A 17533-nucleotide genomic window follows, 5' to 3' on the forward strand; every position below is an offset into this window, starting at 1 on the left:
GGTGAACGCCGGAGCGGCCGGTTCGACCTTCAAGTCTCGTTGTCGGATACGGCCACCCGGGGGCTCCGTCGGTGCCGGTCCCGGGGAAGGTTCGGCACCGACGGTAGCTCGTGGGGATCGCCATTTTTCCGGCGCCACCACATTTTCCGGGGTCATCGCTGTTCCGGGCTGCTGCGGTTCGGGATCGTGGTCACTTGGGGTCTCTGTCTTCCGGTATGGCCGCTGTTCGGGATCGCCCGTTGCTCCGGGCTGCTGCGGTTCGGGATCGTCGCCGCTCGGGGTTTCCGCCTTCCGGTATGGCCGTTGCTTGGGGTTTCCGCCTTCCGGGATCGTCGCTGCCTGGGGGCGCCGCCTCGGATGTGGTCGTGGCTCGGCGTGATTTGGCCGGGCGTCGGCCGCGCTGTCCGATCGGTTCCGGGGGGTGCGCATCACTCGATCCGGTTGTGTGGCTCTGTGTCCGGATGTCTGCGGGCTAGACCTGCGGCAGGCCGGGCTCGAATCTCGATGAGTCCAACTCTTCTGCGCGGCGAGCGGCGGCCCTATCGTCACCCGGCGAGCCGACGCCGGAGGGAAGATCGACATGTCGTTACTGGAGTCCGCGTCGGCGGACAGGGTCGAGCCCGCGCGCCCGGCCGAGCGGGGCGAGCGGCTGGGCGCCGCCGACACCCGGACCGCGGTGGTGGCCAGCCTGATCGGCACCACGGTCGAGTGGTACGACTTCTTCCTCTACGCGACCGCCGCGGGCATCGTGTTCGACAAGCTGTTCTTCCCGGATACCAGCGCGTTCGTCGGAACCATGCTGTCGTTCGCGACATTCGCCGTCGGATTCCTGATGCGGCCCATCGGCGGGCTGGTCTTCGGGCATATCGGTGACCGGATCGGCCGCAAGCGCACGCTCGCCCTGACCATGGCGATCATGGGCGGTTCCACCGCCCTGATGGGCGTGTTGCCCACCAGTGCCGCGATCGGGGTCGCCGCGCCGATCCTGTTGCTGGCCCTGCGCATGCTGCAGGGCTTCGCGCTCGGCGGCGAGTGGGCCGGGGCGGTGCTGCTGGCCGTCGAGTACAGCCCGCGCCGGAAGGTGGGCCTGTTCGGCAGTTATCCACAGGTCGGGCTGGCGCTCGGGCTCGCGCTCGGCACCGGTGTCTTCGCGCTGCTGCATTCGGCGCTGAGCGAGGCGGCCTTCCTCGACTACGGCTGGCGGATCGCGTTCGGCGCCAGCGTGGTGCTGGTGGTGATCGGCCTGGTGGTGCGGCTGCGGATCGATGAGACCCCGGCGTTCCGCGAGATCGACCGGCTCAACCGGATTTCGAAGGTGCCGGTGGTCGAGCTGTTCCGGCATGCGCGCACGCGGCGCAACACCGTCCTCGGGCTGCTATCGCGCTGGGGTGAGGGTGCGGCGTTCAACACCTGGGGCGTCTTCGCGATCAGCTTCGCGACCGGACATCTCGGCTTCCGTCAGGTGCCGGTGCTGATCGCGGTGACGATCGCCGCCGCGGTGATGGCGGTGCTCATTCCGGTATCCGGGTGGATCACCGATCGCTACGGTCCGCGCCGGACCTATACCGCCGGCATCGCGGCCTACGGCGTGCTGGTCTATCCGGTGTTCGCGCTGTTCGAGGCCGGCAATATCGTCGTGTTCACCGCCGCGCTCATCGCCGTGTTCGGGGTGGCGCACGCGCTGTTCTACGGCGCGCAGGGCACCCTGTACGCGGGGCTGTATCCGCCCGAGGTGCGGTACACGGGTTTGTCGTTCGTGTACCAGGTCTCGGGCATCTACGCCTCGGGCATCACCCCGATGATCGTCACCGCGCTGATCGCGGCCGGGGGCGGAACGCCGTGGCTCGCTTGCGGATATCTCGTGGCCACCGCCGTAGTGAGCGTGATCGCCACCCTGTTCATCAGCGAGAACGACCGGCTCACCGCCTGAATTGCCCGGAGTCGAAACGGCTTCCGCGCGCCGTGGGCGGCCGCCGGATTCGCGACCCGTGGTTATCGTCAGGGTGACGAATACAATCACCGTATGGGCAGTGGTTTTCGCCTGAACGCCGCGGTGGCGGTGGAGTTGGTCGTTCTTACGCTCGGTGCGCGCAGGTCGACCAACGACACGCTGTGTGCGTTGCTGGTACAGCGGTTGTATGCCCCCAACCGCGGGCGGTGGGCGCTGCCTGGCGGATTCGTGCAGCAGGAGGAGAGCCTGTCGCAGGCCGCGGTGCGGGTTCTGCGGGAGGAGACCGGGATTCGCGGCGACCGGCTGCATCTCGAGCAGCTGGCGACCTACGGCGAGCCGGGCCGGGATCCGCGCGGGCGGGTGATCAGCACGGCCTATCTGGCGCTGGTGCCGAATCTGCCCGCGCCGACCGCGGGGCCGGATGCGGCGGCGGCCGCCATCTGGTCGGTGGAGCAGCTGTTGACCGATCGCGGGCGAGTCGCGTTCGACCACCGCCGGATTCTCGCCGACGGTGTCGAACGGGCCCGCGCCAAACTGGAATACACGCCGCTGGCTACCGCGTTCTGTGCGAGCGAGTTCACCGTGGCCGAGCTGCGGCGGGTGTACGAGGTGGTGTGGGGGACCAGTATCGATCCGCGGAATTTCCACCGAAAGGTCACCAGCACACCGGGTTTCGTGGAGGCGACGGGCCGCACCACGGTCGGTGGCGGGCGCCCGGCCCAGCTCTATCGAGCGGGTCCGGCGCGCGTACTACATCCGCCGATGCTGCGGCCGAACTGAACTCACCGCGGTGGAACAACGAGGTCGACGCGCCGGACGACGAAGGGGGCGAAGGGATCTCGAAGGGGAGCGCCCGAGATGGTGTGATAAGAGAGGCGGCCCGCTACGGCTGGGGGCGGCCGAACAGGGTGACCTCCATCAGGCTGCTCACTCGGTCCGGCGGGCAGATGTGCTCGTTGTTGCCGAACACCCGGCCCAGGTCGACCACCAGTCCGAAGGCCGCCTGCACGAGAATGCGCGCCTGTGCCTCGGATAGTTCCGGCCGCACCTCGGTCAGCAGCTTCACCCACTCGGCGACGATGAGCCGCTGGATATTTCGCAGCATCGTCCGCTCCTCGGCCGCCACGTGACCGAACTCCGCGTAGTACACGAAGGTCAGTTCGCGTTCGGCGAACGAGCCCGCGACATAGAGGTCGGCCAGTTTGCTGAGCGCCTCGGCGGGGGTCGGCGACGAGGTCACCGCCGGCGCGATCGCCCCCGACATCCGGTCGGCCGCACGGCGGAACGCGGCGGCCAGCAGATCGCTCTTGCTGCGGTAGTACCGGTATACGGCCGAGGCCGCCGACAGCTCCGCGGCCATCGCGATGTCCTCGACGCTGACGTTCGGGTACCCGCGCTCGTGGAACAGCTCGACGGCCTTCTTCAACAGCAGTTCGTGCTTGAACGACTGCGGGATCTCCACCGCGCGCGGCGCCCGCGGCGGCGCCTCCACCGCCGGGAGGTCCGCGTGGATCAGCGACCAGGCCGCCGAATTCAGCAGGGCCGTCATGGTTTTCACCGGCAGCGTGGCGTGATGGTCACCGATGCTGCTGATCACGCTGAAGACGGCGACCGCGCGCACCAGCCGATCGCGGCGCGACAGCTCGGGCCGGTACTCGCCGATCAGGTCGCGCAGATCGACGAGGGCGGAGCTGAACTGGTTGTTCAGGGTCTCGCGGTCGGTGTCGTCCAGGTAGCGGACCTCCCAGCGCACCAGCGCCACCGTCGGGCGGTTGCCGATGGTGTCGGTGACGATCGCGTCGATGACATGGCGCAGCCGCCGCTCGGGTGGCCATTCCTCGGCGCCCTCCGGCAGCGTGGCCGCGGCCCGGGTGGCCGCGCCCAGGCGCAGCAACTCCTCCCGGAACAGCGCGTATTTGCTCGGGTAGTGCCGGTACAGCGCGGCGGAGGAGATGCCGAGCTTGGCGGCGATGTCCTCCATGCTGACCCCGTGATAGCCCAGCGAGCCGAACGCGGCCGCCGACGTGGCCGCGATCTGCGCCCGGCGGTTCTTCGGCCGCCGGCGGATCACGCGCTCCTCCGGTTTTGTTGTCGGCTGTTCTGCGTCGTGCGCGGTACCGCGCTGTCCTCGGCTCACGGTTCTGGCCTGTCTCTCTGGTGCGGCGCGTCGGGTCGGATACGGGAGACACGCGTGGACTACGGGACACCGGCGCGTGTGGTGGACACGCTGCGGTATCCCCCGGCATTCCTGGTCGCCATGGTAGCCAGCGGGCGAACCACCGCCGGTCAGTGTTACCGACGGTTTCGGATGTCGAGATGTGATATCAGGACCGCGGCGGGGCCAGCGGAGTGTCGATCTTGCCGATCAGCCAGCGATCGCCGACCTTCCGCAACCGCATCACGACCGACAGCTGGCCTTTCTCCGGCTGTCCTTTCGTGCCGAGGCTGGTGATGGTCTGCCCCATCACCACGATCGCCTCCGCGGAGGTCTTGTCGGCGCTGCGGACGGCGCACTGAACGTCGTCGGTCTTCGCCACCACCTCGCCCTTGACCAGCACGTCGCCGAGGTCCCTGCTGGTGGACTCGAACTGCTCCCGCCATTCGCCGGTGGCGCCGGCCAGCACGCTCTGCACATACCGGTCCAGGTTCTCGGCGTCGTAGGTGGACAGGACCGGGCCGTAGGTGCAGGCGGCCTCGCGGGCCTGTTGCTGTGCGGCGAGTAGATCCTGTTTGTCCTGGTTCTGGAGGTAGAAGAAGATGCTCGAGCCGACGGCGGCGCCGAGCACCAGGGCGGCGACCGCGCGCGTGGCGATCCGGCCGGCGCGGCCGAACGAGGGCTTGCGCAGTTTCGGCAGCCGGGAGAGTCTGCCGGGCGTGTCGGGGTCCGCCGCGGTCTGCGCGGTGCCGCTGCTCGATGTCGCACCGCCGGATGCTGTCGCGGTGCCGGACGCTGTCGCAGTAGGGGATTCGGACGCGGTACGGGGTTCGGACGCGGTGCCGGACTTTGTCGCGGTACCGGATTCGGACGCGGTGCCGGCCTCGGATCGTTGTTCCGCGCCGGACTTCTCTGCCGCACCGGATGTCGACCCGGCCGTGGTGGATTCGTCTGTGCCCGCGTCCGTTTCGGTGTCGCTCGTCGCGGGGCGAGATTCGGTGGCGCCGGAGGCGGGCTCGATGGTGGTCGATTCCCCGGTCGTCGGGGTGGTATCGTCCGGCCGCGCGTCGGATTCCTTGTCGGTCATGGTTTCTCGCTCCTAATTGCCGGGAATCGGCTGGGACAGTTCGTTACCGGTGACGCCGGGCGGCGGTCCGGAGCCGTTGTCGGGGACGGCCGGGCGCGGCGCGTTCGCCGAACCCCGGACCTGCAGCGCCGGATCGGCAGTGACGCAGTAGTTGTACAGCCGCATCCGGGTGTCGGTGTCCTCCTTGTTGGGCGTCACCGGGATGGTGTCGTACTCGCAGGACGGCCGCGGATAGAAGTCGGCGAGGGTGTGGTAGGCGCCGTCGTGTGCGGGCACCCCGAGCGCCTGAATGCCTTGGCGCAGCGAGGGAAACAGCGCCTCGATCGCCGGCTGGCGGAGCTTCGCGGCCTTGGTGATGGCGACGAAGTTGGTGACCAGATCGGTCATCGGGTCCTGGTTGTCGGCGATGACGCCGCCGAGCGTGGCAAGCTGCCCGGGGCCCTGGTCGAGGAAACGCCGGACCTCCTGATCGGCCGCGGTGGCCTGCTGGAACAGCGTGCTGCCGGCGGCGGTGACGGTGCCGAGGTCCGGCTGGGCGTGCGAGGTGGTCTCGGCGATCACCTCCAGGTTCGCGATCAGCTGCTCGGTCTGCGGCAGCAGATCGGTCAGGCCCGCCATGGCCCGGCTGATGCCGGAGATCATGTTGCGCAACCCATCCGGTCCGCCGGCCAGCGCCTTGTCGAGCTCATCGATGATGACGTCGAGCCGGTCCGGGTTCATGCCGCCGATGAACCCGCTGAGATCGGCCAGCACGTTCTGCACCGGGATCGGCACGCTGGTGCGCGAGCGGTCGACGACCGCGCCGTCGGACAGGTAGGGGCCGGTGTCGGCGTCCGGCCGGAGGTCGAGATACTGCTCACCCGCCGCCGAGAGCCGCCCGACATGGGCCGTTCCACCGACGGGAATCCTTGCGTCGTCCTCGATTTCGGCGATCGCGGCGATGCCGTCCCCCGAGACCCGGACGTCGGCGACCTTGCCGACGCGGGTGCCGCGGAAGGTGACGTCGTTGTCGGGCAGCAGTCCGCCCGACGTGGGCAGTTCCACGGTGACGCGGAAGGTGTGCGGAATCGGGTTGAACCGCAACACGTATCGCGCGAGGTAACCGGTACCGATGACCAGCACGATCACCAGGCCGATGTTGGCGATGGCGACGCGGTGCCGAACCACCCAGTGCCACAGGGGGATGTTCACCGCTCACCGTCCTGCGTGGTGTCCGACGGAGCCGGTTCCGGGTGGGCGTCGTCCGGCTGGGGACCGGCCGGAACGGTGATGCCCGGTATCTCCGCCACCGCCGGAGCGCCGGGTGGGGCCGGTGGCGCGGCCGGCATCGGCCGCGGCGGGCTGATGACCCGCCCGAAGACCCTCTCGAAGACCTGGACCAGGCTGCCGATGAAGGCCGGCACGTCACCGATCTCGGGCCACCGGCTGCCGGTCGGGTCGGTCAGCGCGCCGACGCTCAGATACGACACCCGGGCCATCACCGCCAGCCCCGGTCCGCGCAGGCTGGCCATGACGCCGGGGTACATCTCGTGCAGGTTGCCCAGCGCCTGCGTGAGGTTGTCGCCCATCTCGGTGAAGCCCGACATGAGTTTCCGGATGCTGTCGAACAGGTTGAGGAACTGCGGTCCGCTGGTGTCGGTGAAATCGCCCAGCGCGGCCATGGTCGTCGACACCTTCGTCGTCAGCTCCACGATGCGCTGGTTGTTCTCGTTGACCAGGCCGAGCAACTGCGGGAAGGTGTCGGCCGCGGCGCCGAGTTCCGCCTTGCGCCGGGCCAATTCGCCGGACAGCGTGTTCAGCCCCTGTAGCGTGGCGTCGATGTCGCCGGTGCGCTTGTTCAGCGCCTCGATGACCGAGGTCATCTCGGTCAGCAGGTGCGACAGCTGCGGCCCGCGCCCGGCGAACATCAAGTTCATCTGCGAGGTGAGCTGCGCGGCCTGGTTGATGCCGCCGCCGTTGATCAGCATGGACACCGACATCATCAGCTGTTCCACGGAGGCCGCGGTGCCGGTGTGGTCGATGCCGATGGTGTCGCCGTCGCGCAGCGGCGGGCCCGCCTCCGGGGTCGCCGGCAGTGTCATCGCCACGGACATGTCGCCGAGCGGGGTGGCTTGGCGCAGTTCGGCGGTCGTCCCGCGGGGTAGCGGAATATCCTGGCGGATCAGCATTTCCACGTCGGCGATGAAATTCGTCGACGTGATGCCGGTGACGGTTCCGATATCGGTGCCGCCGATCCGGACATGGGCGTGGTCGGGCAGATTGAGCGCGTCGCGGAAGGAGGCGTGGATGGTGTAGCCGGGAGCGCCGATGCCGGGTTTGGGCATCGGCAGGTTCTCCACCGTCACCGCGCAGCCGCCGGTGGCGCCGGCCGTCACCGCCGCGACCGCCGCCGCGACAATCGTTCTGCGATAAGACTTTCTGCGATAAGACTTCGTCATTGTCCGCTGATCCCCAGGAGTGCGGCGGTGAGCCCGAAATCGGGACCCATATCGGCGATCTTGCCGGTGCGGCAGCCGTCCAGGCGCATCGCGACGCGTTCGCAGAACATCGACAGCGCCTCGCCGTCCAGGACCGACTTGTCCAGCAGGCCGTGCAGGCGCAGGGCCTGATGTTCGTAGCTGGTGGCATTGGCCAGGTTCTGGAACATCAGCGGACCGACGTCGACGATCTCGGTGAGATTGCGTGCGTTGGCGCGCATCTGGTCGCTGATCGCGACGAATCGGTTCAGCGCGCCGGCCAGCTGGTCCTTGTTCTGCCCGACCACAGCGGAGGTGTTCGTGACGAAATCGTTGAGCTGGGTCAGCACCGCCTGCAGGCCCGGCGCCTGCTCGCCCATCAGGTTCACCAGTTCGGTCAGCCGGCCGCTGAAATCGCGTACCGTCTGGTCGTTCTGGGCGATGACCTGGGTGATCTCGTTGAGCTTGATGATGGTGTTGGAGATCTGGTCCTTGTTGGCGAACGTGGTCTCGAACGCGCCGGAGAGCGCGTCGAGGGTTTCGCGCAGCCGGTCGCCGTTGCCGTTCAGCAGCGGGAACAGCACCCGGCTGGCCATCGGCCCGGTCTCGTTGTCGCCCTTCAGCGTCGCGCCGATCTGGTCGAACGTCTCCAGGATCCGGTCGAGCTCCACCGGAGTTCTGGTGCGCGGCAACGGAATATGCGTGCCGTCGGTCATCGCCGGGCCGGTACCGGTGTAGGCGGGCGACAGTTCGATGTGCCGATTGGTGATCAGCTGCGGATTCACCAGCGCGGCCATCGCCTCGGCCGGCACCTGAACGCCCTTGTCCAGCAGCATCGTCACCTGCACGTAGCTGCCCTTGGCCTCGATCGTCTCGACCCGGCCGACCGGAACGCCCAGCACGTCCACCTCGTTGCCGGCGTACAGGCCGGCCGTATTCTCGAAATCGGCGCTGATGCGCAGATTTTCGCCGAGATACTGATCCGCCGTCGAGCCCAGCGAGCCCGGCAGCAGCGAGCAGCTCGACCCGAGCGCGGCGATCAGGCAGAGCGCGGCGACCTTGGCGAGTGTGCGGATCCTCATCACTTGCACCCCTGTACGACCTGCGCGAAGCAGATCCAGTTGTCCGGGAACAACCCCCACGGCACGTAGACCTCGCCGTAGGGGCCGTTGCCCAGTACGTTGTTGAACTGCCGCAACGTCACCGGCATGATCTCGTAGAGCCGGTCCAGGTTCTCCTTGTTCTTGGCCAGCCCCTCCGACATGGTGTTCAGGTCCGTGATCATCGGGCCGAGCTGATCGTTGTTCTCCACACCCATGTCTTGCAGCAGCTTCGACAGCGCGGCCACGTTGTCCAGTAGCTGCCGCAGCAGTTCCTGCCGCTTCTGCACCGCGTCGCCGATGGCCTCGCCGCGGGTCAGCAGCATCAGCACGCTGTTCTGGTTGTCCGACACCAGCTGCGAGACCTGATCCATGCCCTTCAACAGCGTGTCGACCTCGCCGCGGCGATCGTTGATCACCTTGGCCAGCGAGCCGATGCTGTCGAGCGCCTGCACCGCCAGCTGCGGGGAGTCGCCCATCTGGGTGTTCATGGCGTCCAGGGCCAGCCGCAGGCGTTGCGGGTCGATCTGCTCGACGCGGTCGAACGACTGCTTGTACTGCGGGTCCTGGATGACCTTGCCGAGGTTGTACGGGACGCTGGTGTGATCGAGACGAATCGTGTTGTCCGGCAGTCCCTGACCGTTGCCCGGTACCAGATCGACGTGCAGGCGGCCGAGGATCGTGGAGATCTTGACGGCCGCCCGCGCGTCGGGGCCCAGCCGCAGATCCCGGCGCACCTTCAGGTCGGCGATCACCCTGTCGCCCGCCAGCCGGACGGCGCGCACGGTGCCCACCTCGATGCCGGACACGTCGACGGTGGCGCCGGCACGCAGGCCGGCCGCCTGAGCGAACTCGGCCCGAATCGTCTTGTCCTCCCACCGCGCCTGGGTCAGCAGGCTGGACCCGGCGAGCAGGACGAGGACGGTCCCCGCGGCCAGCAGGCCGAGCCGGAGATACCGGTTGCGCAGGAACCCCAGGGCCTTCGGGAGTCGGATCGCGGGCATCAGCGGCACACCTCCGAATGCGAGTTGCCGCCGACCTGGGAGAACAACCCCGGTGGCAGCAGGATCCCCCACAGCGAGACGTCCAGGCTGCAGAACAGGGCGTTGCCGTAGGTGCCGTAACTCGAGAAGGCGGCGACCCGGTTGAGGATGTTCGGCAGCTCCACCGCCGACTGATCCAGCGACGCCCCGTTGAGCAGCAGCAGCTGGATTCCCGTGGTGGCCTGGTCCTGTGCCTGCGCCATTCCCGGCTTCACCTGCTGGACCAGGTCGACCAGGCCGTTGGTGGTGGTGGCGACCTGATCGACCGAGGACTTCAGCGCCTCGCCCTGGGCGTAGAGCCCGTCCATCAGCGAATGTGTCTGGGTGATCAGAGTTTCCAGCTCGTTGCTGCGATTGCTGAGGCCGGAGATGACGCTGCTGAGATTGGACAGCACGTCGCCGAGGATCCGGTCGCGCTGACCGAAGGTGCCGGCCAGCTCCGCCGCCTGGGTGATCAGGTGGGCGAGCGACACGTCGTTGCCCTGCAGGGCCTGCACCAGCGTCTCCGACAGCGAGTTCACCTGATCCGGTTGCAGCACGCTGAACAGCGGCTCGAACCCGGACAGCAGCGCCGACACGTCGAACGACGCCTCGGTGTGCTCGATCGGGATCTGCCCACCGGCCGGCAGCGGCAGGCCGGGGTCGTCGCCCGGACCGAGGGCGATATAGCGCTGCCCGATCAGATTCTGGTAGCGCACCATGGCCTTCGTGCCGGTGGTCAGGTGCTGTTCCGTCCCGATGCTGAAATCGACACGGGCCCGGTAGCCGTCGGCGAAGTCGATCTTGTCGACCCGGCCGACGCGCACGCCCGCCGCGCGCACGTCGTCGCCGATGCGCAGTCCGAGCACGTCCGAGAATACGGCCGAATAGCGTTCGGTATCACCGGAAACCGAGCGTTGCAGGGTGGAGTAGATGGTGTAGGTGAGGACGATCGCGATCACCGCGAAGAGGCTGAAACCTATCAGCGCCTTACCGGATTTCATGGTGTCGCATCTCCTTCCGGCATGGTCGATACGGTCACCGAGCCGCCCGCGAGCGCCGGTCCCAGCAGCAGCAGTTGGGCCATGTTCGGGCGGCCGCCGACGATCGCCGCGACGGCGTCGGGCCCGCGCAGCGCCGCCGGGTGGACGCCGGGAGCGGTGGAATCCGGTGCGGGGGAGCGGTTCGCCGCCGGTGCGGTAATCCCCGGAATCGGGGGCAGCCCGGGTATGCCGGGCAGCAGCGGGGCGCCCGGTGTTCCCGGGATGCCCAGGGCACCCGGTTGCGGAGTCGGCGCGGGAGCCGGTGCGGGTTGCGGGCCCGCCGCGTCGAGCCACCGGGGCTGCATCTGCGGCGGATAGTCCTGTGGCGGCGCGACGGCCGGCACGCTCGGCCCGCCGCAGCGCGGTCCGCGCAGTTCGCCGTACTGCGGGCAGTCGGCCGCCGTGTACTGCTGGAACGGGGTGAACGAGGCGTCCATCGCCCAGATCATCTGCTGTCTGGGTCCCCACCGGAACGTCGTCTTCAGCCGTTGCAGTGCGGTATTGAGGTTCTCGGCGGCGAACGGCAGCGCCTGCGGGTCGCGGGCCAGGCCGCCGAACAGATCGTCGAGGCCGCCGACGAGCAGCTTGCCGGAGTCGGGATTGCGGGCGAACACCGAGTTGACCGAATCGACAGCGCCGCCGGCATTCGTCAGCAGCGCAACGAGATTCGTGCGGTGCTCGGTGAGCGTGCGGGCGGTGGTCACCGAATCCGACAGCACGCCGACCAATTCCGGCGCGGACTGGCTCAGCGCCGTGGCCGCCCGGCCCAGATTGCCGAGCAGATCGCCGATCTCGGGTATGCCGTGTATCTGGGTGAGCCAGTTGTCCAGCCGCTCGACCGTGGAGCCGGGCACCCGCGCCCCGGGCTCGAGCGCCGCCGACAGCGTGGCCAGCACCCGGCCGAGCTTCTCGGGCTGAATGTTGTTCAGCACGTTGCGCAGGACGTTCAGGGTCGTCTGCAGCTGGACCGTCGCGGGCCCGGTGTCCTCCTGGATCGTCGACCCGGCGCGCAGTGTGCCGGTCGCCTTCCCGTTGTCGACCAGCTCGATCGCGGTCACGCCGAACAGATTGTTCGGGATGACCCGGGCGGTGACGTTGGCCGGAATCGTCTCGGCGATACCGGGTTTCAGCGCGATCTCGGCGCGCTGCCGCTCACCCGCGGCCACCATCTCGACGGCATCGACCGTGCCGACGACCATGCCCCGGAACTTGACGTCGGCCCGGGTGGGCAGGCCGTCGCCGGTACTGGTGAGCGCGGCCGTCACCGGGACCTTCTCGGTGAAGTGGCCGGTATAGCGCAGCGCCAGCAGATACAGCAGCCCGGCGATGGTCAACAGCACGGCCAGGCCCGCGAGGGTGAGCTGGCGGGCGGTGGCGCCGCGGCCACTGGGATCGAGTATCACGAAAGGCCCCCTAGCCCGAGATCCGGAATCCGGGGTCGATGCCCCAAATGGCCAGTGTCAGAAACAGATTGGCGAACACCATCACGACGATGACCATCTTGATCGCGCGGCCGGCCGCCGCGCCGACACCCTCCGGGCCGCCGGTGGCGATGTAGCCGTAGTAGCACTGGATGAACGTCGCCAGCAGCGTGAACACCACCACCTTGAGCAGCGAGTAGAACACGTCCGGCCCGAGCAGGAACTGGAAGAAGTAGTGGTCGTAGGTGCCGGCGGTGGTGCCGCCGAGGAACAGGACGGTGACCTTGGTGGTCAGGTAGGCCGCCGCCAGCCCGACGGTGTACAGCGGGACGATGGTCACGGTCGCGGCGAACATCCGGGTGCTGACCAGGTAGGGCAGCGGGCGGATCGCGCACGACTCCAGCGCGTCGACCTCCTCCGAGATCCGCATCGAACCCAGCTGCGCGGTGAACCGGCAGCCGGACTGGATCGCGAATGCCAGGGTGGCCAGGATCGGCCCGAGCTCCCGGGTGGTGGCGAAGCCGGAGATGGCGCCGGTGAGCGGGCCCATGGTGAGCAGGTTCAGCGCGGTGAACGACTCCATCCCGACGATGATTCCGCCGAAGGAGCACAGCACGAGCACCACGCCGACGGTGCCGCCGCCGACGATCAGCGACCCGTTGCCCCAGCTGACGTCGGCGACGAGCCGGGCCACCTCTTTGCGATAGTGCTCGAGCGCGAACGGAATTGCCACCAGCGCCTGGAAGAAGGTGATGGCCTGATGGCCGAGCCGCTGATTGGCGTGCACGGGCGCCAGCGCCGCGGTGCCGGCGGCACGCAGCGGCCGGACCGCGGGCGGGATGTAGGAGGAGCCGGCCATCTCAGACCACCTTTGCGGGGAAGAGGGTATTCGACAGCTGGGTGAGAATGATGTTGGTGGCGAACAACATCAGCGCGGAGGTGACCACCGCGGAGTTCACGGAGTTGGCCACGCCGGCCGGGCCGCCGCGGGTGTGCAGCCCGACGTCGCAGGCGATGATCGAGGTCAGCACCCCGAAGATGGCGGCCTTGGCCAGCGCGATGATCAGGTCGTGGGCGACCGCGAAGGACGCGAACGAGCCGATGAACGAGCCCGGCGTGCCGGACTGCGCGTAGACGTTGAACATGTAGGCGGTGGCGAAGCCGACGAAGACGACGAAGCCGCACAGCAGCACGCTCACCAGCACCGCGGCGGCCAGCCGGGGCGCCACGAGCCGGCGCACCGGGTCGACGCCCATCACCATCATGGCGTCGATCTCCTCCCGGATGGTGCGCGAGCCGAGATCGGCGGTGATCGCCGAGCCCACCGCCCCGGCGATCATCAGCGCCGACACCAGCGGCGCGCCCTGCCGGATGATGCCCAGCCCGGCCACCGCGCCGATGAACGTCGTCGCGCCGACCTGGTTCACCAGCGCGCCGACCTGGATGGACACCACCACCGCGATCGGTATGGCGACGAAAACCGTTGGCGCGGCGGACACATTCGCCATGAACGCGCACTGCCTGATGAACTCCTGATACGGGAACTTCCGCCGCACCAGCGAGACGAACAACTGCACGATGGCCGCACGCCCCAGCGTGACCTGGCGCCCCAGCGTCTCCAGCGATCGCTGCGGGTGCCGCTGCCACAGGCCGCTCGCGAGGCCGGTGATCCGCTGCAGCTCGCCCTCGTCGTGTTCCTTCCAGGGCTCGACCGGTCGCCGGGCCGCTTTCTCGGTCTCGGTCTCGGTCTCGGTCGAGGTCACCGGGCATCGGTCCTTTCTCCGTACCGCCTCGTCACGGCAGGCTCGTCAGCCAGTGGTGCAACAACACCAGCAGCACGCCGAGCACCGCGACGCCGGCCGTCAGGACGGACAGCACCGCGAGCCAGAGGCCCAGGCGCAGAACGGGATTCACTTCCATCCGCCCACCGAGGATCTTGACGCCGATCACCAGGATGTCGATGAGCCATACCAGCGCCATCATCAGGTCATACACACATTCGAGAAGGTGAGCACCGGCCAGCACACGACGGAGCCGAGGAACGAGATCACGACGTCGATGCCGTGCAGATTCTTCAGATGCGAAGTGTGCGTGAGGGTCCAGACGACCCCGGCGATGCCGTACGGGATACCCAGGATGATCAGCGTGCCGAGGAACTCCGAGACCTTCATCTCGTAACTGAGCAACCGGTCCAACCGTTTGAGCATGGTGGCGTGGTCCTTTCGCGTGGCTGCGCCACTGTCCCCGTCGGGCGTCGGTGGCCGCGGCTCGTTATGTTACTCGAGATTCTCGATAATGGAACAGCTCGTCGGAACTTCTCGTGCTGCATAGTCATATGTAGAACGATGTAGTACGTGGTGCGCGCAGGCACTTGTGATCTTGGTAAGTTACTTATGATTCTTTGATATGAATCGCCCTTGACGTGCTGGGGTGCTCGGTCTGTGCGGCCGTCGCCCCGCGCCCCGTCCGGTCCGGTGGTTCAATCAGGTATACTCGGAACCTCTGAGTACATCTCTACGCCAAGTAGCTCGATAACCTGAGTATTCTCCATGAATAATCAACCTGATAGGTGAGAATATCTAGTAACATAGCGGCGGCGCCGGGTGGTTCCGGTGTTCCGGCGCGCCAGAGGTACCGGGAAAGGACTCGTATGACCACGACAGCGTCCACCACGCCCACGTCCACCACGACCGCGACAGTGCCGCCGCTGCCGCCGCTGACCACCGAGCAGACCCGCATCCACATCTCTGCCACGCACCGGCCCGCAACCAAGCGGCCGCCGCGGTTACAGGACGCGCTGGACTTCTGGCAGTTCTCCGGCGCCGCGGCGAATGTGGCCATGCAGATGGCCCGGCCCGGCGTGGGTCACGGCGTCGCGGACTCCACGGTCGAATCCGGTGCGCTGATGGTGCATCCGTGGAAGCGGTTGCGCACGACGGCGTCCTACCTGGCCGTGGCGATCCTCGGCAGCCCGGAGGAGAAGAAGTCGTTCCGCGAGGCGGTGAACGTGGCGCATCGCCAGGTTCGCTCCGCCCCGGGCGCACCGGTGAAGTACAACGCCTTCGACCGCGATCTGCAGCTGTGGGTGGCGGCCTGCCTCTACATCGGCTTCGAGGATTCCTATCAGCTGTTGCACGGCAAGATGAATCCGGAGCAGGCCGAGCACTTCTACCAGACCTCCTCGACGCTCGGTACCACTTTGCAGGTGCCCGAGGACATGTGGCCGAGCACCCGCGCCGAGTTCGACGAGTTCTGGAACGAGGCGTGCCGGCGGATCGTGGTGGACGAGAAGGTCGGCGCCTACATCGACGACCTGCTGCATCTGCGAATGATCGCCTGGTACTTCCGCATTCTGTTCGGCGGCCTGCTGCGGTTCCTGACGGCCGGCTACCTGCCGCCGTACTTCCGGCAGCAGATGGGCATCGAGTGGACCGCCGCCGACCAGCGCCGGTTCGAGCACCTGTTCGTCTTCGTGGGATTCGTCAACCGGTTCATTCCCAAGTTCATCCGCTTCTTCGGCACCAAGTCCATGATGCGGGACGTGCGGCGCCGCCTGCGTAAGCACAAGGCGCTCATCTGATTTCGGAGTTCGCCATGCGCACCGTGGATATCGAGACCACCATCCGGGCGCCTGCGGGCGAGGTGTTCGACTGGCTCACCGACGCCACCAACTACCAGCGCGTTCCCGTGGTGCGCCGGGTGATCCTGGTGCGGCCCGGCGACTGTGCGGCACACGGGGAGGGCGCGGTGCGCGTCGTGGTCACGCCGCTGTTGCGGCTGACCGAGCAGATCCTGGAGTACCGGCCGCCGATGCTGATGCGGTACCGGATCGTGGAATCCGTTCCGCCCCTGCGGCATCGGGACGGTTTCATCGCCTGCACCCAGGTGCCCCGCGGCACCCGGGTGCGCTGGCGCACCGAGTACGAGATCGCGTCGCCGGTGTTGTCGAGGATGTTCACGGCCCTCTACGCGCCGATCATCGCCGGGGGGTTCCGGGTGGTATTGCACACGGCCGCGCGGGAACTCGGTCCGCCGCGTCGCCGGGCCCCGATTCGGTCGGCTGACCTGGTATAGCCGGTATGCTGCGCGGCGGTATCGAAATCGCATCGGTTCCCACCGATGCGCTGTCTCGACCCGGGATCCGGACCGTAAGCTGCGTCGAGTCTCGTAATCCCCGCAGCCCGAACGGAGTACCGATGCGCACGGTGGACCTGGAACGCACCATCCAGGCGCCCGTCGACGACGTATTCGACTGGCTCACCGATGCCACGAATTTTCAACGGGCGATCTGGGTTCGGCGGGTCACCCTGGTGCGTCCCGGGAACGTCGCCGAACACGGTGTCGGGGCGGTCCGGCTGATCGTGACACCGCTGCTGCGGGTCACCGAGGAGATCGTGGAATACGACCCGCCCCGGACGCTGGGCTACCGGAGGCTCACCGCCTTCCCGCCCTTGCATTCTCAGGACGGGCGGTTGTCCTTCGACGAGGTGGAGGACGGCACCCGGGTGCGCTGGCATGCCCAATTCGGCGTCGCCGCACCGTTCTTCGATGACATGTACACGATGGCGCTGGCCCCGCTCGTGGTGCTCGGCATCCGTTCGGTGCTCGCCACCGCGGCCCGTGAACTGCGCAAGTGAAAGGCCCTGGGCCGCACCGGGTCACGTGAGCGCGGCGAGTGCCATTTCGCGCAGGATGGGGCGGGCTCGGCCGGCCAGGGTCGCGGAGGCGCTGTGCGGCGTGGAGTTGATCAGGCCGAAGGTGGCGTGGGCGCGGACGCGGGCGGCCGGTTCGGCGAGGCCGGGATGCAGCTCGCGTAGGACGGTGACCCAGAGTTCGACGTACTGCCGCTGGGTGCGGCGCACCTGACGCCTGGCCGCCTCGGGCAGGTTCTCCAGATCGCGGTCCTGGATGCGGATGAGTTCGGGCTCGCCGAGGGCGAAGTCGAGATGGAACTCGATCAGCCGCGAGAGTGCCTCCCGCGGTGAATCGGACTGTGCCACAACCGCTCTGCCGCCCTCGAGCAGCCGTCGGCTGACGCCGACCAGCAATTCGACCAGTACCGCCTCCTTGTTGGGGAAGTGGCGATACACCGCGGGGCCGCTGATCCCGGCGGCGGCGCCCAGGTCGTCCAGCCGGACGCCGGGGAAGCCACGGTCGGCGATCAGCCGGGCACCGGCGTCCAGTAGCTGCTGTCGGCGCTTCGCCTTCAGCTGCTCGCGGCGCGTGGGCGCGGCCGGGTCGCTGCTGGTCAACGCGCCTCCTCTCGCCGAGTGTGGACAACTCAGTTAATGAAGGTTA

General features: G+C 68.0%; 18 protein-coding genes. 5 read left to right on the plus strand and 13 right to left on the minus strand.

What is annotated here, in order from left to right; translation table 11 throughout:
• Window positions 1-580 precede the first annotated feature (580 nt).
• Window positions 581-1930, plus strand: coding sequence for an MFS transporter (locus D892_RS0115350; protein ID WP_024802085.1), 1350 nt, complete (start codon window positions 581-583; stop codon window positions 1928-1930).
• 93 nt (window positions 1931-2023) lie between these two features.
• Entirely contained in the window at window positions 2024-2731 is a 708-nt protein-coding gene (locus tag D892_RS0115355) for an NUDIX domain-containing protein (RefSeq protein ID WP_024802086.1), read from the plus strand.
• A 103-nt stretch (window positions 2732-2834) separates the two neighbouring features.
• Here D892_RS0115355 and D892_RS0115360 read toward each other — a convergent pair whose 3' ends face one another.
• The 12 genes from D892_RS0115360 to D892_RS0115415 form a co-directional block, all read right to left on the minus strand.
• Window positions 2835-4022, minus strand: coding sequence for a TetR/AcrR family transcriptional regulator (locus D892_RS0115360; RefSeq protein WP_369801750.1), 1188 nt, complete (start codon window positions 4020-4022; stop codon window positions 2835-2837).
• Window positions 4023-4275: 253 nt separating this feature from the next.
• Window positions 4276-5193, minus strand: a complete 918-nt coding sequence (locus tag D892_RS41210) for a hypothetical protein (protein WP_024802088.1) — start codon at window positions 5191-5193, stop codon at window positions 4276-4278.
• A gap of 12 nt (window positions 5194-5205) precedes the next feature.
• On the minus strand, window positions 5206-6384 hold the full coding sequence (locus tag D892_RS0115370) for an MCE family protein (RefSeq protein ID WP_024802089.1): 1179 nt from the start codon (window positions 6382-6384) through the stop codon (window positions 5206-5208).
• Window positions 6381-7631, minus strand: coding sequence for an MCE family protein (locus D892_RS0115375; RefSeq protein WP_084161084.1), 1251 nt, complete (start codon window positions 7629-7631; stop codon window positions 6381-6383). The genes D892_RS0115370 and D892_RS0115375 overlap by 4 nt, the downstream gene beginning before the upstream one ends.
• Window positions 7628-8731: an MCE family protein gene (locus D892_RS0115380; RefSeq protein WP_024802091.1), complete on the minus strand. Its 1104-nt coding sequence runs from the start codon at window positions 8729-8731 to the stop codon at window positions 7628-7630. Before D892_RS0115380 ends, D892_RS0115375 begins: the two co-directional genes overlap by 4 nt.
• Window positions 8731-9753: an MlaD family protein gene (locus tag D892_RS0115385; protein WP_024802092.1), complete on the minus strand. Its 1023-nt coding sequence runs from the start codon at window positions 9751-9753 to the stop codon at window positions 8731-8733. The genes D892_RS0115380 and D892_RS0115385 overlap by 1 nt, the downstream gene beginning before the upstream one ends.
• The gene (locus D892_RS0115390) at window positions 9753-10775 is read right to left on the minus strand and encodes an MlaD family protein (RefSeq protein WP_024802093.1); all 1023 of its coding nucleotides are present in this window, start codon (window positions 10773-10775) and stop codon (window positions 9753-9755) included. The genes D892_RS0115385 and D892_RS0115390 overlap by 1 nt, the downstream gene beginning before the upstream one ends.
• Window positions 10772-12217, minus strand: a complete 1446-nt coding sequence (locus D892_RS0115395; RefSeq protein ID WP_024802094.1) for an MlaD family protein — start codon at window positions 12215-12217, stop codon at window positions 10772-10774. Before D892_RS0115395 ends, D892_RS0115390 begins: the two co-directional genes overlap by 4 nt.
• A 10-nt stretch (window positions 12218-12227) precedes the next feature.
• Window positions 12228-13094 carry an ABC transporter permease gene (locus D892_RS0115400; protein ID WP_024802095.1) on the minus strand — a complete coding sequence of 289 codons (867 nt, stop codon included), beginning with the start codon at window positions 13092-13094 and terminating at the stop codon, window positions 12228-12230.
• A gap of 1 nt (window position 13095) precedes the next feature.
• Window positions 13096-13914 (minus strand): ABC transporter permease, encoded by an 819-nt coding sequence (locus D892_RS0115405; protein ID WP_036568896.1) that lies wholly within the window; start codon window positions 13912-13914, stop codon window positions 13096-13098.
• A gap of 115 nt (window positions 13915-14029) precedes the next feature.
• The gene (locus D892_RS0115410; RefSeq protein ID WP_024802097.1) at window positions 14030-14230 is read right to left on the minus strand and encodes a hypothetical protein; all 201 of its coding nucleotides are present in this window, start codon (window positions 14228-14230) and stop codon (window positions 14030-14032) included.
• The gene (locus tag D892_RS0115415) at window positions 14218-14442 is read right to left on the minus strand and encodes a hypothetical protein (RefSeq protein ID WP_024802098.1); all 225 of its coding nucleotides are present in this window, start codon (window positions 14440-14442) and stop codon (window positions 14218-14220) included. Before D892_RS0115415 ends, D892_RS0115410 begins: the two co-directional genes overlap by 13 nt.
• Window positions 14443-14885: 443 nt before the next feature.
• Here D892_RS0115415 and D892_RS0115420 point away from each other — a divergent pair, with 443 nt between their 5' ends.
• The 3 genes from D892_RS0115420 (at window position 14886) to D892_RS0115430 (ending at window position 16872) form a co-directional block, all read left to right on the plus strand.
• The gene (locus D892_RS0115420) at window positions 14886-15815 is read left to right on the plus strand and encodes an oxygenase MpaB family protein (RefSeq protein WP_024802099.1); all 930 of its coding nucleotides are present in this window, start codon (window positions 14886-14888) and stop codon (window positions 15813-15815) included.
• 14 nt (window positions 15816-15829) lie between these two features.
• Entirely contained in the window at window positions 15830-16309 is a 480-nt protein-coding gene (locus D892_RS0115425; protein ID WP_024802100.1) for an SRPBCC family protein, read from the plus strand.
• 122 nt (window positions 16310-16431) lie between these two features.
• Entirely contained in the window at window positions 16432-16872 is a 441-nt protein-coding gene (locus tag D892_RS0115430; RefSeq protein WP_024802101.1) for an SRPBCC family protein, read from the plus strand.
• A 21-nt stretch (window positions 16873-16893) separates the two neighbouring features.
• On the opposite strand, the gene D892_RS0115435 is transcribed toward D892_RS0115430, so the two are convergent.
• Window positions 16894-17487, minus strand: a complete 594-nt coding sequence (locus tag D892_RS0115435) for a TetR/AcrR family transcriptional regulator (RefSeq protein ID WP_024802102.1) — start codon at window positions 17485-17487, stop codon at window positions 16894-16896.
• Window positions 17488-17533 lie beyond the last annotated feature (46 nt).

The sequence above is a fragment of the Nocardia sp. BMG51109 genome (assembly GCF_000526215.1).
In the GTDB taxonomy this organism is placed as follows: domain Bacteria; phylum Actinomycetota; class Actinomycetes; order Mycobacteriales; family Mycobacteriaceae; genus Nocardia.